Source organism: Streptomyces caniferus, assembly GCF_009811555.1.
In the GTDB taxonomy this organism is placed as follows: Bacteria; Actinomycetota; Actinomycetes; order Streptomycetales; family Streptomycetaceae; genus Streptomyces; species Streptomyces caniferus.
In genome coordinates this window covers 3,292,436-3,315,699 of the sequence record NZ_BLIN01000005.1, presented here as the reverse complement: position 1 = coordinate 3,315,699, position 23,264 = coordinate 3,292,436, and the positions used below count along the sequence as shown (strand labels likewise).

22 protein-coding genes and 1 pseudogene are annotated in these 23,264 nt (G+C 70.8%); 18 read left to right on the top strand and 5 right to left on the bottom strand.

The features are described from left to right. The first annotated feature begins 140 nt into the window (after positions 1 to 140). From Scani_RS31065 to Scani_RS31040, 6 genes and pseudogenes are all read left to right on the top strand, one after another. Positions 141 to 966: pseudogene (locus Scani_RS31065) on the top strand (FAD binding domain-containing protein). Next, a complete protein-coding gene (locus Scani_RS31060; protein WP_246296249.1) occupies positions 963 to 2,954 on the top strand; it encodes a molybdopterin-dependent oxidoreductase in 1,992 nt (663 codons plus the stop codon). The pseudogene Scani_RS31065 and the gene Scani_RS31060 overlap by 4 nt, the downstream one beginning before the upstream one ends. Next, positions 2,951 to 3,922, top strand: a complete 972-nt coding sequence (locus Scani_RS31055; RefSeq protein WP_159481085.1) for an antibiotic biosynthesis monooxygenase — start codon at positions 2,951 to 2,953, stop codon at positions 3,920 to 3,922. The genes Scani_RS31060 and Scani_RS31055 overlap by 4 nt, the downstream gene beginning before the upstream one ends. Positions 3,923 to 3,998: 76 nt before the next feature. Then, entirely contained in the window at positions 3,999 to 4,322 is a 324-nt protein-coding gene (locus Scani_RS31050) for a hypothetical protein (protein ID WP_159481084.1), read from the top strand. Between the two features lie 9 nt (positions 4,323 to 4,331). Further along, the gene (locus Scani_RS31045) at positions 4,332 to 4,625 is read left to right on the top strand and encodes a ribosomal protein L7/L12 (RefSeq protein WP_159481083.1); all 294 of its coding nucleotides are present in this window, start codon (positions 4,332 to 4,334) and stop codon (positions 4,623 to 4,625) included. Positions 4,626 to 4,702: 77 nt separating this feature from the next. Beyond that, on the top strand, positions 4,703 to 6,148 hold the full coding sequence (locus Scani_RS31040) for a dihydrolipoyl dehydrogenase family protein (RefSeq protein ID WP_159481082.1): 1,446 nt from the start codon (positions 4,703 to 4,705) through the stop codon (positions 6,146 to 6,148). 84 nt (positions 6,149 to 6,232) lie between these two features. Here Scani_RS31040 and Scani_RS31035 read toward each other — a convergent pair whose 3' ends face one another. Next, positions 6,233 to 6,709, bottom strand: a complete 477-nt coding sequence (locus tag Scani_RS31035) for an SsgA family sporulation/cell division regulator (RefSeq protein ID WP_159481081.1) — start codon at positions 6,707 to 6,709, stop codon at positions 6,233 to 6,235. Positions 6,710 to 6,945: 236 nt separating this feature from the next. Between Scani_RS31035 and Scani_RS31030 the strand changes: the two genes are divergently transcribed. Together Scani_RS31030 and Scani_RS31025 are read left to right on the top strand one after the other, a co-directional pair. Beyond that, positions 6,946 to 8,511 carry an RDD family protein gene (locus tag Scani_RS31030; RefSeq protein ID WP_159481080.1) on the top strand — a complete coding sequence of 522 codons (1,566 nt, stop codon included), beginning with the start codon at positions 6,946 to 6,948 and terminating at the stop codon, positions 8,509 to 8,511. 156 nt (positions 8,512 to 8,667) lie between these two features. Then, entirely contained in the window at positions 8,668 to 9,474 is an 807-nt protein-coding gene (locus tag Scani_RS31025; protein ID WP_159481079.1) for an RDD family protein, read from the top strand. Here the strand turns inward: Scani_RS31025 and Scani_RS31020 are convergent. Continuing rightward, on the bottom strand, positions 9,466 to 9,822 hold the full coding sequence (locus tag Scani_RS31020) for a hypothetical protein (RefSeq protein ID WP_159481078.1): 357 nt from the start codon (positions 9,820 to 9,822) through the stop codon (positions 9,466 to 9,468). The two genes, Scani_RS31025 and Scani_RS31020, sit on opposite strands and share 9 nt — an antisense overlap. A gap of 477 nt (positions 9,823 to 10,299) precedes the next feature. Here Scani_RS31020 and Scani_RS31015 point away from each other — a divergent pair, with 477 nt between their 5' ends. Continuing rightward, positions 10,300 to 12,690, top strand: a complete 2,391-nt coding sequence (locus Scani_RS31015; RefSeq protein ID WP_159481077.1) for an immune inhibitor A domain-containing protein — start codon at positions 10,300 to 10,302, stop codon at positions 12,688 to 12,690. A gap of 122 nt (positions 12,691 to 12,812) precedes the next feature. Beyond that, positions 12,813 to 13,202, top strand: coding sequence for a hypothetical protein (locus Scani_RS31010; RefSeq protein ID WP_246296248.1), 390 nt, complete (start codon positions 12,813 to 12,815; stop codon positions 13,200 to 13,202). Between the two features lie 66 nt (positions 13,203 to 13,268). On the opposite strand, the gene Scani_RS31005 is transcribed toward Scani_RS31010, so the two are convergent. Both Scani_RS31005 and Scani_RS31000 read right to left on the bottom strand, forming a co-directional pair. Beyond that, positions 13,269 to 13,865, bottom strand: a complete 597-nt coding sequence (locus Scani_RS31005) for an isochorismatase family protein (protein WP_159481075.1) — start codon at positions 13,863 to 13,865, stop codon at positions 13,269 to 13,271. Between the two features lie 194 nt (positions 13,866 to 14,059). Further along, entirely contained in the window at positions 14,060 to 15,388 is a 1,329-nt protein-coding gene (locus tag Scani_RS31000; RefSeq protein ID WP_159481074.1) for a nicotinate phosphoribosyltransferase, read from the bottom strand. Positions 15,389 to 15,540: 152 nt separating this feature from the next. Here Scani_RS31000 and clpS point away from each other — a divergent pair, with 152 nt between their 5' ends. The 8 genes from clpS to Scani_RS30960 all read left to right on the top strand — a co-directional run bounded on the left by clpS (position 15,541) and on the right by Scani_RS30960 (position 21,586). Next, a complete protein-coding gene (gene clpS / locus Scani_RS30995) occupies positions 15,541 to 15,894 on the top strand; it encodes an ATP-dependent Clp protease adapter ClpS (protein ID WP_159481073.1) in 354 nt (117 codons plus the stop codon). Then, positions 15,891 to 16,484, top strand: coding sequence for a DUF2017 domain-containing protein (locus Scani_RS30990; RefSeq protein WP_159481072.1), 594 nt, complete (start codon positions 15,891 to 15,893; stop codon positions 16,482 to 16,484). Before clpS ends, Scani_RS30990 begins: the two co-directional genes overlap by 4 nt. A 321-nt stretch (positions 16,485 to 16,805) precedes the next feature. Further along, entirely contained in the window at positions 16,806 to 18,272 is a 1,467-nt protein-coding gene (locus Scani_RS30985) for an amino acid permease (protein WP_159481071.1), read from the top strand. 104 nt (positions 18,273 to 18,376) lie between these two features. Then, entirely contained in the window at positions 18,377 to 18,802 is a 426-nt protein-coding gene (locus Scani_RS30980) for a M67 family metallopeptidase (protein ID WP_159481070.1), read from the top strand. A gap of 84 nt (positions 18,803 to 18,886) precedes the next feature. Next, the gene (locus Scani_RS30975) at positions 18,887 to 19,057 is read left to right on the top strand and encodes a putative leader peptide (RefSeq protein WP_328687836.1); all 171 of its coding nucleotides are present in this window, start codon (positions 18,887 to 18,889) and stop codon (positions 19,055 to 19,057) included. Between the two features lie 134 nt (positions 19,058 to 19,191). Next, positions 19,192 to 19,470 (top strand): MoaD/ThiS family protein, encoded by a 279-nt coding sequence (locus Scani_RS30970; RefSeq protein ID WP_159481068.1) that lies wholly within the window; start codon positions 19,192 to 19,194, stop codon positions 19,468 to 19,470. A gap of 1 nt (position 19,471) precedes the next feature. Then, positions 19,472 to 20,422, top strand: a complete 951-nt coding sequence (locus Scani_RS30965; RefSeq protein WP_159481067.1) for a PLP-dependent cysteine synthase family protein — start codon at positions 19,472 to 19,474, stop codon at positions 20,420 to 20,422. A 411-nt stretch (positions 20,423 to 20,833) separates the two neighbouring features. Then, the gene (locus Scani_RS30960; protein ID WP_159481066.1) at positions 20,834 to 21,586 is read left to right on the top strand and encodes an MBL fold metallo-hydrolase; all 753 of its coding nucleotides are present in this window, start codon (positions 20,834 to 20,836) and stop codon (positions 21,584 to 21,586) included. A 136-nt stretch (positions 21,587 to 21,722) separates the two neighbouring features. Here the strand turns inward: Scani_RS30960 and Scani_RS30955 are convergent, their stop codons facing one another. After that, on the bottom strand, positions 21,723 to 22,976 hold the full coding sequence (locus tag Scani_RS30955) for a PTS transporter subunit EIIC (RefSeq protein WP_159481065.1): 1,254 nt from the start codon (positions 22,974 to 22,976) through the stop codon (positions 21,723 to 21,725). Between the last annotated feature and the right edge of the window lie 288 nt (positions 22,977 to 23,264).

The following is a 23,264-nucleotide window of genomic DNA, read 5'->3' as shown; positions in this document are numbered from 1 at the left end:
TTTCTGCCTATCCTGAACACGAATATCTGCGCCCGCCGGTCCTTCGGTGAGGAGTCCGACCGCGGCGGCCATAACAGGAATTCCGTCGCTCGGGACTGCGCCGTTCCCCGCGCTTTTCGCCGTGAGGGAGGTCGATTCCCCTGGACCTCAACACCATCACCGAAGTCGTCCGGCGGCCGTCCGGCCGGCCGGACGCGGACTGGCGGTCCGGCGATGCCTGGCTCGCCGGCGGAACCTGGCTGTTCTCCGTGGAGCAGCCGGACCTGCGCCGCCTGATCGACCTGACGGCGTTGCGCTGGGAGCCCCTCGTACCGAGCTGGACGGGCCTGGGAATCGGCGCCACGTGCACCATCCGCGACCTGTATGCGTATGCGCCGCCGAAGGAGTGGAGCGCGGGCGGCCTTTTCGCGAAAAGCTGTGAGGCGTTCCTGTCCTCGTTCAAGGTCTGGAGCTCGGCGACCGTCGGCGGAAACATCTGTATGTCCTTGCCGGCCGGGCCCAATCACGCTGACGGTCGCACTGGAGGCGCGGTACGAATTGTGGGCTCCCGACGGGTCCACACGCACCGTCGATGCCCTCGACTTCGTGACCGGCGACCACCGGAACATTCCGGCCCCCGGGGAAATTCTGCGGCGCATCGACATTCCGGTGCACGCCCTGCGGAAACGCACCGCGCATCGCCGTTTCTCGCTGACCCGCCTCGGCCGTTCGACGGTCTTCCTGATCGGTACGCACACGCCGGGCACCGGCGATCTGCTGCTCACCGTCACCGCGGGCACCACCCGGCCGGTGCGCCTCGCCTTCGACGCCATGCCCGATGCCCGGACGCTGCGGGAGAGCATCGACGCCCTTCCCGCCGGCATCTGGTTCGACGATCCCAACGGGACCCCCGGCCACCGCCGCCATCTGACACAGCACTTCGCGGAGGAGATCCGCCGCGAACTCCTGGCCGGGGGCGCGGAATGAGCTACCTCGTGTACGGCAAGCGCTTCGACGAAGAACCCGCCCCCGGCCAGTGCCTGCGCACCTTCCTCCGCGCGCTCGGCCACTTCGGCGTCAAAAAGGGCTGCGACGCGGGCGATTGCGGCGCCTGCACGGTATGGCTGGACGGCGCTCCGGTGCACAGCTGCATCACCCCCGCCTTCCGGGCCGACGGCCATGAGGTGACGACGATCGAGGGGAACGGAGCGCCCGGGAACCTGCATCCGGTGCAGCGGCAGTTCCGCGACGCCCCGGGGTTCCAGTGCGGTTTCTGCACCGCAGGCATGATCATGACGTCGGCGACGTTCACCGAGGCCCAGAAGGCGGACCTGCCACGGGCGTTGAAGGGCAACCTGTGCCGCTGCACCGGCTACCGGGCGATCGAGGATGCCGTGAAGGGCGTCGTCGGCGTGGCGGAGGCGGCGCCGGGGAAGGCCGTCGGGACGAGCGTAGCCGCGCCGGCGGCCGAGGACGTGGTGACCGGCCGCGTCGAGTTCACGATGGACACCCACCTCGACGGCATGCTGCACCTGAAGGTCCTGCACTCCCCGCACGCGCACGCCAGGATCGTCTCGATCGACAAGACCGCCGCCCTCGCGGTTCCCGGCGTCCATCGGGTCTACACCTGGGAGGACGTACCGCGCAGGCGCTTCACCACGGCGATCCACACCGACCATCTCGTGGATCCGGACGACACCCGCCTCCTCGACGACACCGTCCGCTTCGTCGGCCAGCGCGTCGTCGCGGTCCTGGCCGACACCGTCGGGGCGGCCGAAGAGGGCTGCCGGCGGGTCGTCGTGGAGTACGAGGTGCTGCCGGCGGTGTTCGACCCCGAGGAGGCCATGGCCGAGGGGGCGCCACAGCTGCACGGCGCGGTGGATCCCTTCGTCCTCGACCCCGTCCACAACACCCTGGTGGAGATCCATGCGCAGATCGGCGATATCGACGCGGGCTTCGCCGAGGCCGAGGTGATCCACGAGGGCACGTACTTCTCCCCGCGGGTGCAGCACGCGCATCTCGAAACCCACGGCTCGATCGCCTGGAGGGAGGACGGCCGCCTGAGCGTCCGCACCAGTTCGCAGGCGCCGTCGATCGCGAAGGTCAAACTGGCCCATCTGTTCGCGCTGCGCCCGGACGAGCTCCGGGTGTTCTGCAGGCGTGTGGGCGGCGGCTTCGGCGGCAAACAGGAAGTGATCTCGGAGGACCTGGCGGCGCTCGCCGCCCTGGACACCGGGCGGCCGGTCTCCTTCGAATGCACCCGGGAAGAGGAGTTCACCACCGCTTCGCCACGGCATCCGATGACGCTGACGGTCAAGCTCGGCGCGAAGGCCGACGGCACGCTCACGGCGCTCCAGGTCCGCAATGTGTCGAACACCGGCGCCTATGGCAACCACGCCGGCGAGACGCTGTACGCGGGCGCCGCCGTCATGCTCTACCGCTGCCCCCACAAGAAGTACGACGCGTTCTCCGTCTACACCAACACCGTGCCGAGCGGGGCCCTGCGCGGTTACGGAATGACGCAGCCGGCGTTCGCCGTGGAATCGGCGATGGACGAACTCGCCGTCGCCCTGCACATGGATCCGCTCGAACTGCGACGGCGCAATATCGTGCGGCCGGGCGATCCGCTGCTCTCCCTGGACGAGGGCCCCGACGACGTGGTGTTCACCGAGGACGGGCTCGGCACGTGTCTCGACCGGGTGGCCGAGGCCATGGCCCGGGACGCCGGTGAGCCGCCGCCCGGCCCCGGGTGGCTCGTCGGGTCCGGTGTCGCGAGCTCCCTGCACGAGACCGCGCCGCCGACCGAGCACCTCTCCGAGGCCTGGGTGACCTGTATCAACCCGGTGGCCCCGGCGCTGGCGAACGCGCTCCACGACGCCACCGGCGTCCGCTTCCGCGCGCTGCCCCTGACACCGGAACGCATCTACCGACGGCTCGCCGAGAGCGCGTCGATGACGACGGGCCCGCGCACATGACCGCCGAAAGGCCGACGGGCGCCGAGGCGACGGTCATCATCGGCCAGAAGGTCCGGCCCGGCCTGGAGCGGGAGTTCGAGGCATGGCAGGAGGACGTCAACGCCGCGGCCGCCCGCTACACCGGATTCCTGGGCGCCGAGATCTCCCGGCCGACGCCCGTGCAGCCCGACTGGGTGGTGGTCTACCGGTTCGACTCGATCGCGCATCTGCAGGTGTGGATCAACAGCGCCACCCGGCAGAGCTTTCTCGACAGGGGTGCCGGATACCTCGACGGCCCCGCGACCCAGCAGGTCGTCAGCGGCGGCACCCAGCCACCGGACCCGCTGGTGACCGTCGTGGTCACCCACCGCGTCCACCCCGACCACGTCGACGCCTTCCTCGCCTGGCAGCGCCGTATGACCCAGAAGGAGAGCGCCTTCGAGGGCTTTCGCGGGACCGAGCTCTTCCGTCCGGTCGAGGGGCTCCAGGACGAATGGACCACGCTGTACCGCTTCGACAGCGCCGAGCACCTCGATGCCTGGCTGACCTCGGCCGAGCGCAAGGAAGCCCTCGCCGAGGGCGAGAAGTTCCACGACTTCCGCATGCGCACGATCGACAACTCGTTCGGCAGCTGGTTCGCCTTCGAGGAGAACGGCAGGGAAGTGCCGCCGCCCTCGGAGACCAAGACCTCCGTCGCGGTCTGGGTCGGCCTCTACCCGACCGTGGTGCTGCTGACGCTCGCCCTGTCACCGGCGAAGCTGCCGCTCTGGCTCGGGCTGCTCGTGGGCAACCTGCTGTCGAGCTTCATCATGAGCTTCGTGACGATGCCCTTCTATGTGAACCCGCTGCTCAAGCGGTGGCTGCGGCCGCGCCCTGACGCACCGGTGACGAGGACCCGCCTCCTGGGCCTCGGCCTCGTCACCGCCGTGATGGTGTTCTGGGCCGCGGTCTTCTACCTCGTGACCACCGTGATCTGGCATCTGCCCTGACCCGGCTGCCCCGTATGCCGCCGCACGGCCCCGGGCCGGATGTACACGGCAGGGGGAAGGGCGGTTGACTGCCCCCATGACGATCAACGATCCGCACAGACCCGGCGAGGGAATGGTGACCTTCCGCGTCACCGGCCAGGGCGTCGACGACCTCACCTACGCCGTCCAGGCGCCGGGCGACTCCGGGGGCGAACAGCAGGTCGTCCGGCCGGAGTTGCCGTGGTTCGTGGTGACCGACGCGCGGGGTGTGGGCGCCATGCCGATGCTCACCCTGACCCTCGAAGGGCCGGACGCCTACGCCGAATGCGAGATCCTCACGGACGGCGCACCGGCCGTCCGCGGCACCGTGCACGGCCCGGCCGCGACTGCCGTGTTCATGGCACGTGCCGCCGCCTCGTAGAGTGCCGCCATGGATTCCGTTCTCCCCGTGGTCATCACCCTCCTCGCGCTGGCCGCCGTCATGTTGATCTCCGCGACCGACCGCCGGGCCAGGACGCTGGAGCGCCGGCTCCAGCGGCTGGAGGGCAAGGTGGACCTGCTGCTCGCGCACGCCGGGATCGCCGAGCCGGAGGGGCCCGGGACGGCCGAGATCGACAGCCTGCTCGCGCAGGGCAAGAAGATCCAGGCGATCAAGGTGCACCGCGAGACGACCGGTTCCGGACTCGCCGAGGCCAAGGAAGCGGTCGAACGCCGGATGCGCTGACGGCCCGTTGGGCAGAGGATGGCCAGGAGGACCCACCGGGCCCCGCCACCCCATGCCCACGCAGGAAGCGAGAGCCGATGGCAGCGACCGATGCGACCAGAGCCGCCGATGAGGCGTACGACGTCATCGTGCTGGGGGCGGGGCCGACCGGCGAGAACGTCGCCGACCGGGCGCACGCCGCCGGGCTGAGCGCGGTGGTCGTGGAGAGCGAACTCGTCGGCGGCGAATGCTCCTACTGGGCGTGTATGCCCAGCAAGGCCCTGCTGCGCCCGGTCGCCGCCCGTGCCGAAGGGCGCCGGGTCCCCGGCCTCAAGGACGCCGCGGACGTACCCCTGGACGTGCCCGCGGTGCTCGCCCACCGCGACGCGTTCACCTCCTACTGGAAGGACGACGGCCAGGTCCGCTGGCTGGACTCGTCCGGCATCGACCTGGTGCGCGGCCACGGCCGGCTGGCCGGGCCCCGGCGGGTGGTCGTCGACGGCGGCCGGGTGCTCACCGCGCGGCATGCGGTCGCGGTGTGCACCGGCAGCCGCGCGGTCCTGCCGCCCGTCCCCGGGCTCGCCGAGGCCAGGCCCTGGACCAGCCGCGAGGCCACCAGCGCCAAGGCCGTACCGGGCCGCCTGGTGGTGGTCGGCGGCGGCGTGGTGGGCGTGGAGATGGCCACCGCCTGGCGGGCCCTGGGCTCCTCCGTGACGCTGCTGGTGCGCGGCGACGGGCTGCTGCCCCGAATGGAGCCCTTCGCCGGCCACCTGGTCGCGGAGTCGCTCGCCGAGGCCGGCGTCTTCCTGCGGACCGGCGTCGAGGTGCGCGAGGTGCGCCGGGAGGCCCCGGGCGGCCCGGTCACCGTCCGGCTGGACTCCGACGACGAGATCGTCGCCGACGAACTGCTGATCGCCACCGGCCGGGCCCCGCGCACCGAGGACATCGGCCTGGACACCGTCGGCCTGACCGCCGGCTCCTGGCTGGACGTCGACGACAGCCTCCGGGTGACGGGCGTGACCGGCGGCTGGCTCTACGGCGTCGGTGATGTCAACCACCGCGCGCTGCTGACCCATCAGGGCAAGTACCAGGCCAGGATCGCCGGCGCGGCGATCTCCGCGCGCGCCCGGGGCGTCCCGATCCTGGAGTCCGACCGCTGGGGCGCGCACGCCGCCACCGCGGACCACCTCGCCGTCCCGCAGGTCGTCTTCACCGACCCCGAGGCCGCCTCGGTGGGCCTGACCGCCGCCGCGGCGGAGCGGGCCGGGTACCGCACCCGGGTGATCGACCAGGACCTCGGGGCCGTCGCCGGGGCCTCCCTGTATGCGGACGGCTACCGCGGCCGGGCCCGGATGGTCGTCGACCTGGACCGCGAGGTGCTGCTCGGCGTCACCTTCGTCGGCTCCGGGATCGCGGAGCTGCTGCACTCCGCGACGGTCGCGGTGGCCGGCGAGGTCCCCCTCGAGCGGTTGTGGCACGCGGTGCCCTCCTACCCGACGATCAGCGAGGTGTGGCTGCGGCTGCTGGAGGCGTACCGCGGCTGAGCAACGGGGGCCGGGACGGCCCCGGCTGGGGCGCGGCGGCCGGGACGCCCCCGGCCCGGCCCCGGCGCGCCCCGTTCCCGCCCCCTACGCCCCGGCCTCGGGAGCCTCGTCCGAGGGCCGGGGACCGCCCGGCAGCAGATCGTCCGTCGACGCCATGGCGAGCAGGTCGCTCAGCCCTTTGTCGAGGCCCAGGAGCCCCTGCTCGGACCCCGGCGGGACCACCCGCAGGGTGCGCTCCAGCCAGGCGGAGACCGCGGCGGCCGGCGCCTCCAGCAGCGCCCGGCCGTCCGGCGAGTCCAGCTCGACGCAGACCAGGCTGCGGCCGTCGAACTTGGTCGGCCACACCCGCACATCGCCGTCGCCGCACGGCCGGAAGACTCCCTCGACGAGCAGTTCGCGGGCGAAGGTCCACTGGACCGGGGTGTCGGAACCGATGTGGAAGGTGACATGGACGGCGTACGGGTCGTCCGTCCGGTACGTCAGCCGGGCCGGCACCGGAACGTTCCGCTCCGGTGACAGGACCAGGCCCAGCTCCAGCTCTCGCTCCACCACGGTGTGCATGACGTCCGCCTCTCCTCGCTCCCCGCGGACACCCGGTACCGGGCCCGCACAGAGGGAGAGGCGCCGGGCGGCGAACCATTACACGACTTCGTACAACTTTTTTCCCGCGCCTCTTCCAGGTGGTCGTGGGCGGGCATGGACACTGTGGCAACCGGGGTCTGATAGATGTGGACGCCGCGTTGCGGCAGACTGCACCCCACACCCACCAGGCCGAGTACAGATACGGGACTTCGGACATGAGCGCCCCTACCTCAGGATCCGCCGGCGGTAGCCCCACGCCAGGCTTCTACCCGGACCCGTCCATCCCCGGCTACATCCGGTACTGGAACGGTGCCGCATGGGTGCCGGGCACCAGCCGGCCCGCCCCCGCCGAGGGGGAGGCGATGCCCGCGCCGCCGCCCGGTGCGGCCCCGTCGCCCTCCCCCGAGCTCTCGGCTCCGCTCGAGCAGGGGGGACCCCCATCGGTCGAGGAGACCGGCCCGGTCTTCTTCGACGAGGAGGAGGCGGCCGGCGGCTCCGCGCTGCCCGCCGTACGCCGCAGCGGCGAGGTCGGGACCCGGCCCGCCGTCGGCTGGGACGATCCGGCCCGGCTGCACGGCAACAGCCCCGAACCGGCGGCCTCCTGGCAGGCCGACGCCTCCCGGCAGGGCGGCTACGGCGCCGAGACCGACCGCCGGATCTCCTGGGGCTCGCCGGACCAGGCGCCCGCCGGAACGCCGTCGGGCGCCGCTTCCTGGGGTGCGGTGCCGCCGCAGCGCGAGGAGCAGGGCGCGGCCGAGGCACCGGCCGGCGAGGCAGCGCCCGCCGCGCGCCAGGAGGGCCCCACCGACGGGACGGTCGCCATCCGGGCCGTGAACCCGGCCGCGCGCCGCGGCCAAAACTCCGGCGACCAGGGCACCACCGCGATCCGTGCGGTGCGCCCCGACGCCGGCAAGCCCGCCAAGGGCGGCGAGACGATGGCGATCCGCGTCGCGGGCGGCGGCCGCGCCCCGTCCGCCGCGCCCGACAGCGGCTCCCCGCAGTCGCTGCCGTCCGTCGGCGACCGGCAGCAGGGCCACCCGGCGCCCCAGCAGGCCCCGGCGCCGCAGCAGACCCCGAGCCCGGCGCCGCAGCAGCAGGCCCCGCAGCACCAGGCTCCTCCGAGTCCCGCGCCGCAGACCCCCGGTCCGCAGGCGTCCGCCCCCTCGGCCGGCTTCCCGCCGCAGGGCGGTGCCGCACCGGCCGCCTCCGGCGCTCCGGGCGCCGACGCCGACGGCGTCATCCCCTGGAAGCCGCCGGCCGCCGCCGACCCCTTCTTCGCCGCCGCCCAGGCCGCGCAGGGCCACCCGGCGGGCCTCGGCCGCAGGCTGGCGGCCCGGCTGATCGACACGCTGGTGCTGGGCGGGATCACCGCCGCGGTGGCCGTCCCCATGTGGGGCACCGTCACCGACCACATCGACGCCAAGGTCGAGGCGGCCAAGCAGTCCGGCCGCCAGGTCACGGTCTATCTGATCGACAGCACCACCATCCCGGTCTTCGCCACGATCCTGGCCGTCCTGCTGATCGGCGGTGCGCTCTACGAGGCGCTGCCGACCGTCAAGTGGGGCCGCACCCTGGGCAAGAAGCTGTGCGGCGTACGGGTCCTCGACATCGAGGGCCACGACACCCCGACCCTCGGCGCGGCGCTGCGGCGCTGGTTCGTCTACAGCGTGCTCGGCGTGCTCGTCGTCGGTGTGGTGAACGTCGTCTGGTGCGTGTTCGACCAGCCGTGGCGCCAGTGCTGGCACGACAAGGCCGCGCGGACCTTCGTCGCCGCCGGCTGAGGTTCCTCACCGGGACGGGCGCCCGCCGTCCGTTCCGCGCCCCGCCGCGGTGGCCCGGCGCCGCCGCGGCGCACCGCGTCCCCGACGGGCCGGTGCCCGTCCCCCGAACGGACTTCGCCGGATGCGGCGGGCCGCGACAGAGGGTCGACTCGGGCCATGAGTACCGACCAGCCCCGTCCCGGTTCCGGTGAGCCGCCGGAGGACGACCCGTTCCTGAAGAAGCCGCAGGAGCCCCCGGCGGGCGGCGCTCCCCGTAACAGCGCGCCCCGTGAGAACGGCGCCCCCCGCAACCACGCTCCGCGCGCCAACGGTACGGGCGGCAACGGTACGGGCGGTGGTGCGGGCACCGGCGACGGCGGCGCGCCGCCCCCGGGAGGCCCGCCGCCTCCGGGCGGTACCCCGCCGCCCTACGCGGGGACCCCGTACAGCAGCGGCCCGTACGCCGGCGACCCCTACGGCGGGCAGCCCGGTCCGGCCGACCCGCTGGCCGGGATGCCGCCGCTGGCGAACCGCGGCCGCCGGCTCGTGGCGCGCATCATCGACGCCATCATCATCGGGGTGCCGGTCTCGGTGATCATGACGTTGATCGTGGGCGGGGTGGACTACTTCAGCACCGACAGCGTGGAGGCCGGTAGGCAGTCGACGGTATCGGGCGTCACCATGCTGGCGTATCTCATCTACGAAGGGCTGATGCTCTCCAGCCGCGGTCAGACCCTCGGCAAGATGGCGATGAAGATCCGGGTGGCGATGCTCTCGAACGGCTCGAGCCCGACCCCCCAGGCGGGCTGGATCCGGGCGGCGGTCTATACGCTGCCGGAGATCGTGCCGTGCTGCGGCTTCATCTTCTGGCTGGTCAACGTCCTGTGGTGTACCTGGGACCAGCCGTATCACCAGTGTCTGCACGACAAGGCGGCGAAGACCGTGGTGGTGTCCACGGAGACGGGCGGCGACCGCTCAGCGTGAGTGCTCGCCGACCCGGGCGTCCGTGGCGGCGGCCGGGCCGGTGAGGCTGCTCCAGCGGGTGCGGCCGGGCGCCGCCACGGGCCGGAAGCGCTCGGGCGGGGCGGGTACGGCCCGCAACGGCGCGGGCGCGGCGGGCTCCTCGGCGCGTACGAGACGGCGGCGGACCACCCGCGGCACCCCCGGCATCGGGACCGTCATGGCGACCAGCAGCCCGAGCCCGAGCCCGGCGATGGCGATGACCGCGATCCCGATCCCGGTCTGCGTCTGCGAGAGCAGCAGCATCGCGAGGGTGGAGAGAAAGACGGTGGCCGAACCGTAGGCGAGCTGTGCGGCAGTCGGACGAGGCATGGCGGAATCCGTCCTCGGAGGGTCGGCAGGGGGGCGGTCAAGGGCGCGCCATCAAACGAGCCTACGGTCGTTACTGCCCGAACGGAACGCCAAGTAAGCGTGACCTAACCCACGGTTCCGGAGCACAGGGGGCGCACAACGCCGCCGCCGTTCCACCACCCCCTGCCGTCATGGCTGTTGGGGGCGGGGGCGCATGCCCGCCGGGCATATACACCGGGTCTCTGCCCGGCGCGTGCCGGCCCGGATGACGCTCCCCCCGCGGCGCCCCGTGCGGTCTCCCCGCGGCGCCCGGCCGGGCCTGCCGCCGTGCCCGGCGCGCTCTCCCGTGTGCAGTCCGCCGCGGCGTCCGATACCCGTAACTCGCGGACCGAGAAACGTACTTCGGTGACGTGCCCAAGTCAAGATCTGTCTTTTTCCCCGTACTTCCGGTCGAATGCCGTCGAACAGTGACCGGTTCGAAGGGGAGGACAGCGCCAAGTGAGAGACAACAGAACGGTGTTCAGATCGGCCGCCCTGGCCACGGCGATTGCCGCGATCGGGGCGGCCGCTTTGTCTTCGGGGGTGGCCGCGGCCGACGCCCAGGGACCGTCGCCCGTTGCCAGGCGCCATGACCCGGCCCCCGAGCGGACCGTGGACCACGACCTCAAGGGCCCCTACAGCGACCAGCAGGCGGCCGAGCGCAAGGAAGCGCTCCAGCAGGTCATCTCCGGTGACGCCAAGGCGACCGACCGGGACGGCTCCAAGGTCGTCAAGCTCGGCAGGAGCAAGTACGTCGAGCTCGCCCGGCAGAAGACCGACAAGATCTTCACCGTCCTCGTGGACTTCGGCGACAAGGTCGACGACACCACGATGTACGACCCGGACGGCGACGGCCCCAAGCCGCCGGTGAAGAAGTTCGGCGGCGACCCCGGCCCGGCGCACAACAAGATAGCCGAGCCGGACCGTGCCAAGGACAACAGCACGGCCTGGCAGAAGGACTTCAACCAGAAGCACTTCCAGGACCTCTACTTCTCGCACGACAAGAAGAAGCAGTCGCTGGCCAAGTACTACGAGAAGCAGTCCTCGGGCCGCTACTCGGTCCAGGGCGAGGTCTCCGACTGGGTCAAGGTCGACTACAACGAGGCCCGGTACGGCTCCAACTACTGCGGCCAGACCAACTGCGCCAGCGCCTGGGACCTGATCCGCGACGGCGTGAACCAGTGGGCCAAGGACCAGAAGGCCAAGGGCCGCACCGACGCCCAGATCAAGGCCGACCTCGCCAAGTACGACCAGTGGGACCGCTACGACCACGACGGCGACGGCAACTTCAACGAGCCCGACGGCTACATCGACCACTTCCAGATCGTGCACGCCGGCGAGGACGAGTCCGCGGGCGGCGGTGTCCAGAAGACCAATGCCATCTGGGCGCACCGCTGGTACGCCTACGGCACCGACGCCGGCAAGACCGGTCCGGGCGCCAACAAGGCGGGCGGCACCCAGATCGGCGACACCGGCATCTGGGTCGGCGACTACACCATGCAGCCGGAGAACGGCGGGCTCGGCGTCTTCGCCCACGAGTACGGCCATGACCTGGGCCTGCCGGACGAGTACGACACCAGCGGCACCGGCGAATCCTCGGTGGACTTCTGGTCGTTGATGTCGGGCGGCTCCTGGCTCGGCACCGGCAAGGACGACATCGGCAACCTGCCCGGCGACATGAGCGCCTGGGACAAGCTGCAGCTGGGCTGGCTCAACTACGGCAAGGCGAAGGCCGCGAAGAAGTCCACCCACAAGCTGGGCGTCGCCGAGTACAACACCAAGAACAAGCAGGCAGTGGTCGTCGAGCTGCCCGCCAAGCAGGTCAAGACCGACATCGTCGCGCCCGCGGAGGGCTCCCACCAGTGGTGGAGCGACATGGGCAACGACCTGAAGAACACCCTGTCCCGGCAGGTGGACCTCACCGGCAAGTCCAAGGCGTCCCTGGGCCTCAAGGGCTGGTGGGACATCGAGAAGGACTACGACTACCTCTACGCCGAGGTCTCGACCGACGGTGGCAACAACTGGACGGCCCTGGACGGCACCGCGGGCGGCAAGGCCATTCCGCGCGACGGCAGCGACAAGCCCGCCCTGACCGGCACCGTCGCCTCCTACCAGGACCTCGTCTACCCGCTGGACGCCTACGCGGGCAAGAAGATCGACCTCCGCTTCCGCTACCAGACCGACGGCGGCGCGGCGCAGAAGGGCTTCGCGGCCGACAGCATCGGCGTCACCGCCGATGGCCAGGCGCTGTTCAGCGACAACGCCGAGGGCGGCGACAACGGCTGGACCAGCAAGGGCTTCTCGCGCATCGGCGCGTCCTTCACCAAGGACTACCCGCAGTACTACATCGCCGAGAACCGCCAGTACGTGTCGTACGACAAGACCCTCAAGGTCGGCCCGTACAACTTCGGCTGGACCACCGCCAAGCCGAGCTGGGTGGAGCACTTCCCGTACCAGAACGGCGTGCTGATCTGGCTGTGGGACACCTCGCAGCCGGACAACAACGTCGGCCAGCACCCCGGCTACGGGCAGATCCTGCCGGTCGACGCGCACCCCAAGGCCGAGCACTGGGCCGACGGCAAGCTGATGCGCAACCGCTTCCAGTCCTACGACTCGACCTTCACGCGGTTCCCGACCGACGCGCTGACCCTCCACCGGGACGGCAAGCAGGTCAAGATCACCTCGAAGAAGGGCGTCACGCTCTTCGACGACCGGCACGGCGTCTACTACGACAAGACGAACCCGACCGGTGGTGTGATCGTCCCTGACACCAACACCCAGATCAAGATCACCAAGGAGGCCCGCGACGGCTCCACGGTGACGCTCCGGGTCGGCCGCGCCGGTAAGTAAAAGGTAAAATCGCAGGTCAGAGGCTATTCGGCCGTCGCCCCCTAGCGGGCGGCGGCCGATTCGCGTTTAGATGCGTTCTACAGTTCCTTGTTGACGCGAAGTCTCACGGGGGAGATATGACGATGTCCGGTGGCGGTTTCATCAGGCTTCCTGGCGGAAGCGTGGTGGTCGCCCTCTCGCTGCCCAGACCGCCCCACGGGGCGCCGGCCGGCCTGTACGACTGCGGTTGCCGGGTGCGGGTCCTGGTCCATGCCGTGAACCGCCAGCGCGCCCTGACCAGGCTGCGCAATCTCGGGCTGCGGGCCGTCTACCTGCGCGGCAACTCCGAGCCGCCCACACCCGACGAGATCACGGCCGTGCTGCACCATCCGGACGGCCTGGTCTGGCGCGAGGCCCCGGAGGACGACACCGAGTCGTGGCATCCGATACGGGCGCTGCTGCGCAATCCGGCGTTCCCGGTCGGCGGGGAGGACCCGGACGGGGACGACGAACGCCCCGCATCGGCCGCCTGAGGGCCCCGCGGGCGGCTCCAGGGCGTGTCCTTCGGATCGGCCCCGGCCCGATCCACAGGACACGTCCTAGCCGCCGAGGACCACCGGCTTGCCGGTCAGCTCGGCGCCGGCCGCCCGCAGCTCCTCCAGCGCCCGCTCGGTGGTGTGCGCGGCCACACCGGCGGTCAGGTCCAGCAGGACATGGGTGCGCAGCCCGGCGCGGACCGCGTCCAGGGCGGTGGCGCGTACGCAGTGGTCGGTGGCGATGCCCACCACGTCGACCTCGCTGACGCGGTGCGCGCGCAGCCAGTCCTCGAGCGGGGTGCCGTTCTCGTCCGCGCCCTCGAAACCGCTGTAGGCACCGGTGTGGGAGCCCTTGTCGAAGACGGCGTCGATGGCGCCGGAGGCGATCGCCGGCGCGAAATTGGGGTGGAAGCCGCTGCCTTCCGTGCCGGCCACGCAGTGCACCGGCCAGGAGTGCTCGTAGTCCGGGGCGTCGGAGAAGTGGTCACCGGGATCGATGTGGTGGTCGCGGGTGGCCACGACGTATCGGTAGCAGCCGCCGGCCGCCTGGCCGATCAGATCGGTGATGGCCGCCGCGACATCCGCACCCCCCGCCACCGCGAGGCTGCCGCCCTCGCAGAAGTCGTTCTGCACATCAACGACGATCAATGCCCGGTGCATGGTGCGTGCCTTCCGGCTGGGAATCGAGGGGAGGGGCGCGGAACGGTGGTGTGACCGAGGGTAGCCACTGGAGGGGGATTGCGGGAGTGGTGCGGAGCCCGGCAGCGCGGTGGATGCCGGGCGGCCCGCCCCGGCCGCCGCCCGGCACCCCGCTCACGGGCCGTGGCGCCGGGCCGGACGTACGCGGTGGACGCTCAGACGTACTCGGTCGACAGGACGGGCTCGCCGCGGGAGAGCTGGGTCGCCGACAGCGGCAGCCGGGCGCGGGCGGCGATGTGCCGCTCGCGGGCGGCGTCCAGCGGCTCCCGGGCCACCACCTCGCCGGCGCTCACCAGCGGCACCGCCAGCTGCCGGTCGGCCAGCTCCGCCGGGACCGGCCCGGTGCCGATGACCTCGGCCACGGCCACCCCGTCCTCGTCGAGCCGGCGCGCGGCCCACTTGCGGCCGCCGATCGAGGTCTTGGCGCCCATCGACTTCTTCGCGACCGGCCGCAGCGGGGCGCCGGGCTCCTCGCTGTCGGCGCGGGCGACCAGCTTGTAGACCATCGAGCAGGTCGGGTGCCCGCTGCCGGTCACCAGCTGGGTGCCGACGCCGTACGCGTCCACCGGCGCGGCGGCCAGCGAGGCGATGGCGTACTCGTCGAGATCGCTGGTCACCACGATCTTGGTCTTGGTGGCGCCCAGCTCGTCCAGCTGCTGGCGCACCCGGTGGGCGATCAGCAGCAGATCGCCGGAGTCGATCCGGACGGCGCCGAGACCGGGGCCGGCCACCTCCACGGCGGTGCGCACCGCCTCGGTGACGTCGAAGGTGTCCACGAGCAGGGTGGTGCCGCTGCCGAGGCTGTCGACCTGCGCGGTGAAGGCGTCCCGCTCGGTGTCGTGCAGCAGGGTGAAGGCGTGGGCGCTGGTGCCGACGGTGGGGATGTTGTAGCGGAAGCCGGCCGCCAGGTCGGACGTGGTGTGGAAGCCGCCGACGTAGGCGGCGCGGGACGCGGCCACCGCCGACAGCTCGTGGGTGCGCCGGGCGCCCATCTCCATCAGCGGGCGGGCGCCGGCCGCCACCGACATCCGGGAGGCGGCCGCCGCCACCGCGGAGTCGTGGTTGAGGATCGAGAGGATCACCGTCTCCAGGAGGACCGCCTCGGCGAAGGTGCCCTCGACCCGCATGATCGGGGAGCCGGGGAAGTAGACCTCGCCCTCCGGGTAGCCCCAGATGTCGCCGCGGAAGCGGAAGTCGGCCAGCCACCGGAGCGTCGGCTCGTCGAGGATGGCGCGTTCGCGCAGGAAGCCGAGGATCGTCTCGTCGAAGCGGAAGTTCTCCACCGCGTCCAGCACCCGGCCGGTGCCGCCCACCACGCCGTAGCGCCGGCCCTCGGGGAGCCGGCGGGTGAAGACCTCGAAGACCGAGCGCCGTTCCGCGGTCCCGGACCGCAACGCTGCCTGCAGCATGGTGAGTTCGTACTGGTCGGTGAAGAGCGCAGTCGACGGCACGGCCACCGGCAGCCCCAGGTCTGCTGTGTTCATGGGGGAGATGCTACCTCTCGTACTCGTCACATTGACGATAGTGCTCCGGGAGCGACAAAAGGGCGCCCGCGGCCGCCGTGCGCGGCTCGCCGACGCGGCCCGCGCAAGGGGCATTTGTGCGTCGCCCGCCCTCGGGTGGCAGCATGGGGCCTGTGAGCGCCCACCCGTCACCCACGATTACGCTCCGGCCGTATCGCTGCACCCTCAGTGTCCCGGTCGAGATCGAGCGCCCCGAGTCGAGCGAGGCACCCTTCGAGGTCCCCGAACCCGACGTCCCGTGGGTCACGATCGTCCACAACGACCCGGTCAACCTCATGAGCTATGTCTCCTATGTCTTCCAGTCGTACTTCGGCTACTCCAAGGACAAGGCGCACCAGTTGATGCTCGACGTCCATCACAAGGGACGCGCGGTGGTCTCCAGCGGCAGCCGCGAGGAAATGGAGCGCGACGTGCAGGCCATGCACGGCTACGGCCTGTGGGCGACGCTTCAGCAGGACCGCCGATGACCGGGCACTTCGAGCCGCAGCCGGGCGGCGGCGCCGCCGTACCCCTCGACGAGGTCGAGATCTCCATCCTGCGCAGCCTCGCCGTCCAGCTGATGGAGCTGATCGGTCCGGGCGAGGAGACCGGCGAGGACGAGAGCGACGACCTGCTGGCGTCGATCTTCAACGACGGCCCCAGCGAGCCGCCCGCCGACCCGGTGCTGGCCCGCCTCTTCCCCGACGCCTACGGCGGGCCCGACCTCGTCCCCGACGACGATGTGCGCGCCGCCTCCGCCGAATTCCGCCGCTACACCGAGAACGACCTGCGCTCGCGCAAGCGCGAGGACGCCCTGGCGCTGATCCGCGCGCTGGACACCCTGGCGCCCGCCGGCGACAGCGCGATGCTCCGCCTCGACCCCCGTGAGTGCCGTCAGTGGCTGGGGGCGCTCAACGACCTCAGGCTGGCCATCGGAACACGGCTTGAAGTGACCGATGAAGAGGACGGCGGCGAGCTGCTGCGGCTCCCGGACAGCGATCCGCGCAAGCCGATGGTGATGGCATATCTGTGGCTCGGCGGGCTCCAGGAGACTCTTGTCGAGTCTCTAATGGGCTGAAATCCGGGCGTACCACTCCGGTTGTTTCCGCGATGTCCGCTCAGCGGAGGCTCAAATCCGGATAACGATCGCGTCACTGCCGCCATGTGAATTGCGGCACTTCATGGGCCTTGTCCCCTTTTCCGTGTGGTTTGCTTTGCGCCATCCCTAGGCGATCCGCGAGACGCCGTGATACATGTTCACGACCTGCCGTGAGCGACGCCACCCCTGTCGCCGCGGGAGCGCTGTGCCGGCCGACCGTCGGCGTGCAGGAACTCCATCCGGGGGGATCGGGACCCGATCCGGACAGACCGGGTCGGTATGGAGAAAGGCGCACCACACATGACCTCTGTGCAGGTCGACAAGCAACACGACGGCAACGAGGCAGCTGAGCAGGCCCCCGAAGAGGGCTATCAGCGAGGTCTGGGAAACCGTCAGATCCAGATGATCGCCATTGGTGGCGCCATCGGTACCGGTCTCTTCCTCGGAGCCGGTAAGGCGATCTCGATGGCCGGGCCGAGCATCATCCTCGCCTACGCCATCGTCGGTCTGGTCATCTTCTTCATCATGCGGGCCCTGGGCGAACTGCTCATGTACCGGCCCGTCTCCGGCTCCTTCTCGGAGTACGCGCGAGAATTCCTCGGTCCCTTCGTCGGCTTTGTGACCGGCTGGACCTACTGGCTGTTCTGGGTCGTCACCGGAATTACCGAAGTGACCGCCGCGGCCACTTATGTTCAGTACTGGAACAAGGGCATACCGCAATGGGCGGCGGCGCTGGTCTTCACCGTCGCGCTCTTCGGTATCAACCTGATCTCCGTGAAGATCTTCGGTGAGCTGGAATTCTGGTTCTCGATGGTCAAGGTCACCGCGATCATCGGCATGATCCTGATCGGCCTCGGCGTGATCACGCTCGGCTTCTCCGACGCCGGTGACACCGCCTCCTTCACCAACCTGTGGTCCCACGGCGGCTTCTTCCCCAAGGGCATCGGCGGCACGCTGATGACGCTGCAGATCGTGATGTTCGCCTTCCTCGCCGTCGAACTCGTCGGCGTCACCGCGGGCGAGGCGACCAACCCGAAGAAGGTCCTGCCCAAGGCGATCAACACCGTGCCGTGGCGGATCGGCCTCTTCTACATCGGCGCGCTGATCATCATCCTGTCCGTCGTCAGCTGGACGGTCTTCAAGCCGGGCGTCAGCCCCTTCGTCGCCGCCTTCCAGCAGATCGGTCTGCCCGCCGGCGCCGGCATCGTCAACTTCGTCGTGCTGACCGCCGCGCTGTCCTCGGCCAACTCCGGTATGTACTCCACCGGCCGGATGCTGCGCGACCTCGCGCTCAACGGCCAGGGCCCGAAGTTCTTCACCAAGCTCAGCAAGAACGGCCTGCCCACCTGGGGCACCGGCGTCTCGGTCGCGATGATGCTGTTCGGCGTCTACATCAACTACCAGTGGCCCGGTGAGGCGTTCAACTACGTCGTCTCCTTCGCCACCATCTCCGGTATGTGGGCGTGGATCGTCATCCTGGCCTCGCAGCTGCGCTACCGCGCCAAGGCGAACCGCGGCGAGCTGCCGCAGTCCGAGTTCAAGGCCCCCGGCAGCCCCTACACCTCGGTCTTCGCGCTGGCCTTCATCGCCATGGTGATCGTGATGATGGGCGTCGACCCGGACGCGCGGATCTCGCTCTACGCGGCTCCCGTGTGGGCGCTCATCCTGGGCGTCGGCTACCTCTGCATCAAGCGGCGGGACGCGGCGAACGGCCTGACGGCCGGCACGACGCCGCAGGACGCCTCCGCCAAGGGCTCCAAGGACTGAGGCGCCTTTCGGGCGGACCGGGGCGAATCGCCCGACCGTCCAGCATGCGGGCCCGTGCGTACCACTCTTCGGTACGTGCGGGCCCGCTGTCTATTCTTGGCGCCATGCTGACCCTCACCAAGGCGCTCTTCGACCAGATCGTCGAGCACGCCCGCCAGGACCACCCCGACGAGGCCTGCGGCGTGGTCGCGGGACCGGCGGGCAGTGGCCGCCCCGAGCGCTTCATCCCGATGCTGAACGCCGCCCGGTCGCCCACGTTCTACGAATTCGACTCCGCCGACCTGCTCAAGCTCTACCGCGAGATGGACGACCGGGACGAGGAACCGGTGATCATCTACCACTCGCACACCGCGACCGAGGCCTACCCCTCGCGCACCGACCTCTCCTACGCGAACGAGCCCGGCGCCCACTACGTCCTGGTATCGACCGCCGACACCGACGACGCCGGGCCCTTCCAGTTCCGCTCGTACCGGATCGTGGACGGCGAGGTCACCGAGGAAGAGGTCGAGGTCGTGGCGGCCTACTCCTGAGGCCGTCCCACCTGGTGTACACCGATCGTCCGCATCATGGGACGAGGTTCCAATACCCGGACCGGGAATCGATACGATGACCGCATGGTTGACCACGACGTGAGCGAGAAGAGGCCGGGCATGCTGCTGCGCGCTCCACTCGCCACGCGTCGCTCCGCATCCGCCCTGCTGGGCGCGTTCGGCTGCGGAGCCGCACGGCTGCACGTGGATCTGTGCCGCCTTTCCAGCGCCATCTGTCCGCGCTGCGCCGCCTGACCCGGCCTGCCCCGGGCGCCCGGCGCCCGCCTCCGGCACCCCGCACTTCCCGCGTCACCCGACGCCTCCCGGCGCGCCGTACGCCGTGCCCCGGGACGTACAGCCCCCGCCCCGCACTCCCACAGGAGCACTCCATGGCCATCGAGGTCCGAATCCCGACCATCCTGCGCACCTACACCGACGGCGAGAAGGCCGTCGAGGGCAAGGGAGAGACCCTCGCCGACCTCTTCACCGACCTGGAGAGCCGGCACGCCGGCATCCGCGAGCGCCTCGTCGACGGCGAGCAGCTGCGCCGCTTCGTGAACGTCTACCTCAACGACGAGGACGTCCGCTTCCTGGAGGGCATCTCCACCAAGCTCGCCGACGGCGACAGCGTGACGATCCTCCCGGCGGTGGCCGGCGGAATGGTCTGACGTGCGGTACGACTCCCCGCTGGCGGCGGTCGGGAACACCCCTCTCGTCCGCCTCCCGCGCCTGTCCCCCTCCGACGACGTCCGCATCTGGGCGAAGCTGGAGGACCGCAACCCCACGGGCTCGGTCAAGGACCGCCCGGCGCTGCACATGATCGAACAGGCCGAGAAGGACGGCCGGCTCACCCCCGGCTGCACCATCCTCGAACCGACCAGCGGAAACACCGGCATCTCGCTCGCCATGGCGGCCAAGCTCAAGGGCTACCGCATCGTGTGCGTGATGCCGGAGAACACCTCCTCCGAGCGGCGCGAGCTGCTCGCCATGTGGGGCGCCGAGATCATCTCCTCGCCCGCGGCGGGCGGCTCCAACACGGCCGTCCGGGTGGCCAAGGAGCTGTCCGCCGAGCACCCCGACTGGGTGATGCTCTACCAGTACGGGAACCCCGACAACGCCGGTGCGCACTACGCCACCACCGGCCCCGAGATCCTCGCCGACCTCCCCTCCGTGACCCATTTCGTGGCCGGTCTGGGCACCACCGGCACGCTCATGGGCGTCGGCCGCTACCTGCGCGAGCAGGTCCCCGGCGTCCAGATCGTCGCCGCCGAGCCGCGCTACGACGATGTCGTCTACGGTCTGCGCAACCTCGACGAGGGCTTCATCCCGGAGCTCTACGACGAGTCCGTGCTCACCACGCGGTTCTCGGTGGGCTCCCAGGACGCGGTCCGCCGCACCCGTGAACTCCTCGCCGAGGAAGGCATCTTCGCGGGCATCTCCACCGGCGCGGCGCTGCATGCCGCGATCGGCGTCGCCAAGAAGGCGGTCAAGGCGGGGCAGACCGCCGACATCGTCTTCGTCGTCGCCGACGGCGGCTGGAAGTACCTCTCCACCGGCGTGTACACCGCCGAAACCACGGAAGCGGCGATCGCCGCGCTGCACGGCCAGCTCTGGGCGTAGCCGCCCGGCGGCGGAGCGGCCGCAGGGGCCCGCCGCGGCGGCGGGACGAGGGACTCGGGGGTGCACCGGTGAGGACCGGGGCACCCCCGCAGCACCTTCTCCCCCCTACGGCGTCCGGTCCGCCGCACGGCGAGGGGCGGGCGGAACACCCTTGAGTCACCGGCCACTCCGTACGGGCGTACGGGGCGACAGCCCAGACTGGTGATTCCGCCCACAGCTCGCCCCGCCGGAGGAGCCACAGCACCTTTTGCGCCTTACGCTCGTGGGCACCGCACCGACCGCCAAGGACCCGGCACCACCCGGCAAGGCCCCGCCGGGAAGCCCGCATGGAGCCTTCCCCACGCTCTCCACTGCGTTCGAGCAGGGGAGGCTCCCGTCCGCCGCCCCCGCCCACGGAGGTTCACGCCCGCTATGAAGCTCACCGTCGTCGGATGCTCGGGGTCGTTCCCTTCCGTGGAATCGGCCTGCTCGAGCTACCTCCTGGAGGCCGACGGCTTCAGGCTGCTCCTCGACATGGGCAACGGCGCCCTGGGCGAGCTGCAGCGCCACATCGGCCTCTATGACCTGGATGCCGTACTCCTGTCGCATCTGCATGCCGATCACTGCATCGACCTGTGCGGCTACTTCGTGGTGCGCTACTACCGCCCGGACGGCGGCCGTTGCGCGCCGATGCCGGTCCACGGCCCGGCCGGCACCGAGCGCCGGCTCACCGCCGCGCACGCCGATCTGCCGTACGACGGCGCGATGAGCGAGGTCTTCGACTTCCGCACCCTGACGCCGGGCACCCTCACCACCGGGCCGTTCACGATCCGCACCGAGCGGGTCAGCCACCCGGTCGAGGCCTTCGCCTTCCGCATCGAACACGGCGGCAGGTCCCTGACGTACTCCGGGGACACCGGCCCCTGCGACGCGCTGGAGCACCTCGTCGCGGGCAGCGACTTCTTCCTGTGCGAGGCGTCCTTCACCTACGGCAAGGAAGACATCCCGGACCTGCACCTCAACGGCCGGGAGGCCGGCGAGATCGCCCAGCGGGCCGGTGCGGGGCGCCTGGTGCTGACCCACATCCCGCCGTGGACCGACCCGGCCATCAGCGTCCGTGACGCCCAGAAGGCCTACGACGGGCCGGTCGAGGTCGCCAAGGCGGGCGCGGTCTACGAGGTCTGAGCGGGACGTCCGAGCGGGGCGCGCGGCACGCGCCTCGACGACCCGCGGTACGTGGCGACGACGCGCGGCACGTCATGACGAAGGGCCCCGGAACCCTACGGTTCCGGGGCCCTCGTGGTGCGGTGGCCTGCGCGGCTTACGCCTTCGTCAGGTCCTCGACCTCCTCCTCGGGCTCCCGGCCCGGGGTGGTGAGGTTGAACTTGGTGATCGCGAAGCGGAACAGCAGGTAGTAGACGGCGGCGAAGACCAGGCCGATCGGGATGATCATCCAGGGCTTGGTGGCCAGGTTCCAGTTCAGCGCGTAGTCGATGAAGCCGGCGGAGAAGGTGAAGCCGTCGTGCACGCCCAGTGCCCAGGTCAGAGCCATCGAGAGGGCGGTCAGCACGGCGTGGATGCCGTAGAGCACCGGGGCGATGAACATGAACGAGAACTCGATCGGCTCGGTGATACCGCAGACGAAGGAGGTCAGCGCGAGCGAGATCATCATGCCGAGTACGGTCTTGCGGCGCTCGGGACGGGCGCAGTGCGCGATGGCGAGGGCGGCGGCCGGCAGACCGAACATCATGATCGGGAAGAAGCCGGACATGAACTGCCCGGCGGACGGGTCGCCGGCGAAGAAGCGGCCGATGTCGCCGTGCGCGACCTTGCCGGCCGCGTCGGTGAAGTCACCGAGCTGGAACCACGAGACGGTGTTGACGAACTGGTGCATGCCGATCGGCAGCAGCGCACGGTTGATCAGACCGAACAGTCCGGCACCGCCCGCGCCCAGGCCGGTCATCCACTCGCCGAAGCTGGAGATGGCGCTGCCGACGGGCTCCCAGACCAGGAGGAAGAGGACGCCGACGGCGGTCCCCACGAACGCCATGATGATCGGGACGAGCCGGCGGCCGTTGAAGAAGCCCAGCCAGTCCACCAGCTTCTTGCGGTGGTAGCGCTGCCACAGGATCGCGGCGAGCAGACCCATGATGATGCCGCCGAGGACCCCGGGGTTGTTGAGGACCGGCTCGACCCACTTGCCCTTCTCGATATGGCCTTCCGTGACCGGGAACGCCTTGAGGACATTGCTGTAGACCAGGAAGCCGACCAGGGCGGCGAGCGCCGTGGAGCCATCGGACTTCTTCGCGAAGCCGATGGCGACGCCTATGCAGAACAGCATCGGCAGGTTGTCGAAGACCGCGCCGCCGGCCGCCGCGAAGACCTTGCTGACGGCGATCCAGCCGAGGCCCTTCTCGCCGAAGACGTCCGGCTGGCCGAGGCGGTTGAGGATGCCCGCGGCGGGCAGGACGGCGATCGGCAGCTGGAGGCTGCGGCCGATCTTCTGCAGGCCCTGGAACAGGCCGGATCCCCGCTTCTTCGCGGGAGCCGCCTTGGTGGCGGTGGCCGTACTCATCGGATTCCTCCTGGTGAGGCGGGCACTCGAAGAGGGGGACGGCCCGCGCTTGGTCTACACCTTGGTCTACACCACTAGTGGTTTAGACCATTCTTAGCACGTAGACCCGACATAAAGGAATCCATTCTTCCAAGTGGTGTGGACCACACGACGACCGGCCCCCGGGTAGGACAACCCGGGGGCCGGCGGGGGTGTGCGGAAAGGGGGGAGGCGGCGGTGCGGAGGCGGTTGGGGGAGGCGGGCGGAAGTGGTGCGGAAGCGGTGACGGGGACGCGGCGGCGGGCGGTG

Bases quoted from the DNA above. Each gene is read 5' to 3' on its own strand.
- Scani_RS30975 (WP_328687836.1), top strand. From the start codon at position 18,887: ATGGTTGACCACGACGTGAGCGAGAAGAGGCCGGGCATGCTGCTGCGC.
- Scani_RS31025 (WP_159481079.1), top strand. From the start codon at position 8,668: ATGAGTACCGACCAGCCCCGTCCCGGTTCCGGTGAGCCGCCGGAGGAC.
- Scani_RS31010 (WP_246296248.1), top strand. From the start codon at position 12,813: ATGTCCGGTGGCGGTTTCATCAGGCTTCCTGGCGGAAGCGTGGTGGTC.
- Scani_RS31020 (WP_159481078.1), bottom strand. From the start codon at position 9,822: ATGCCTCGTCCGACTGCCGCACAGCTCGCCTACGGTTCGGCCACCGTC.
- Scani_RS31055 (WP_159481085.1), top strand. From the start codon at position 2,951: ATGACCGCCGAAAGGCCGACGGGCGCCGAGGCGACGGTCATCATCGGC.
- Scani_RS31035 (WP_159481081.1), bottom strand. From the start codon at position 6,709: ATGCACACCGTGGTGGAGCGAGAGCTGGAGCTGGGCCTGGTCCTGTCA.
- Scani_RS31040 (WP_159481082.1), top strand. From the start codon at position 4,703: ATGGCAGCGACCGATGCGACCAGAGCCGCCGATGAGGCGTACGACGTC.
- Scani_RS30960 (WP_159481066.1), top strand. From the start codon at position 20,834: ATGAAGCTCACCGTCGTCGGATGCTCGGGGTCGTTCCCTTCCGTGGAA.
- Scani_RS30990 (WP_159481072.1), top strand. From the start codon at position 15,891: ATGACCGGGCACTTCGAGCCGCAGCCGGGCGGCGGCGCCGCCGTACCC.
- Scani_RS31005 (WP_159481075.1), bottom strand. From the start codon at position 13,865: ATGCACCGGGCATTGATCGTCGTTGATGTGCAGAACGACTTCTGCGAG.
- Scani_RS31060 (WP_246296249.1), top strand. From the start codon at position 963: ATGAGCTACCTCGTGTACGGCAAGCGCTTCGACGAAGAACCCGCCCCC.
- Scani_RS31000 (WP_159481074.1), bottom strand. From the start codon at position 15,388: ATGAACACAGCAGACCTGGGGCTGCCGGTGGCCGTGCCGTCGACTGCG.
- Scani_RS30985 (WP_159481071.1), top strand. From the start codon at position 16,806: ATGACCTCTGTGCAGGTCGACAAGCAACACGACGGCAACGAGGCAGCT.
- Scani_RS30955 (WP_159481065.1), bottom strand. From the start codon at position 22,976: ATGAGTACGGCCACCGCCACCAAGGCGGCTCCCGCGAAGAAGCGGGGA.
- Scani_RS30980 (WP_159481070.1), top strand. From the start codon at position 18,377: ATGCTGACCCTCACCAAGGCGCTCTTCGACCAGATCGTCGAGCACGCC.
- Scani_RS31030 (WP_159481080.1), top strand. From the start codon at position 6,946: ATGAGCGCCCCTACCTCAGGATCCGCCGGCGGTAGCCCCACGCCAGGC.
- Scani_RS31050 (WP_159481084.1), top strand. From the start codon at position 3,999: ATGACGATCAACGATCCGCACAGACCCGGCGAGGGAATGGTGACCTTC.
- Scani_RS31045 (WP_159481083.1), top strand. From the start codon at position 4,332: ATGGATTCCGTTCTCCCCGTGGTCATCACCCTCCTCGCGCTGGCCGCC.
- Scani_RS30970 (WP_159481068.1), top strand. From the start codon at position 19,192: ATGGCCATCGAGGTCCGAATCCCGACCATCCTGCGCACCTACACCGAC.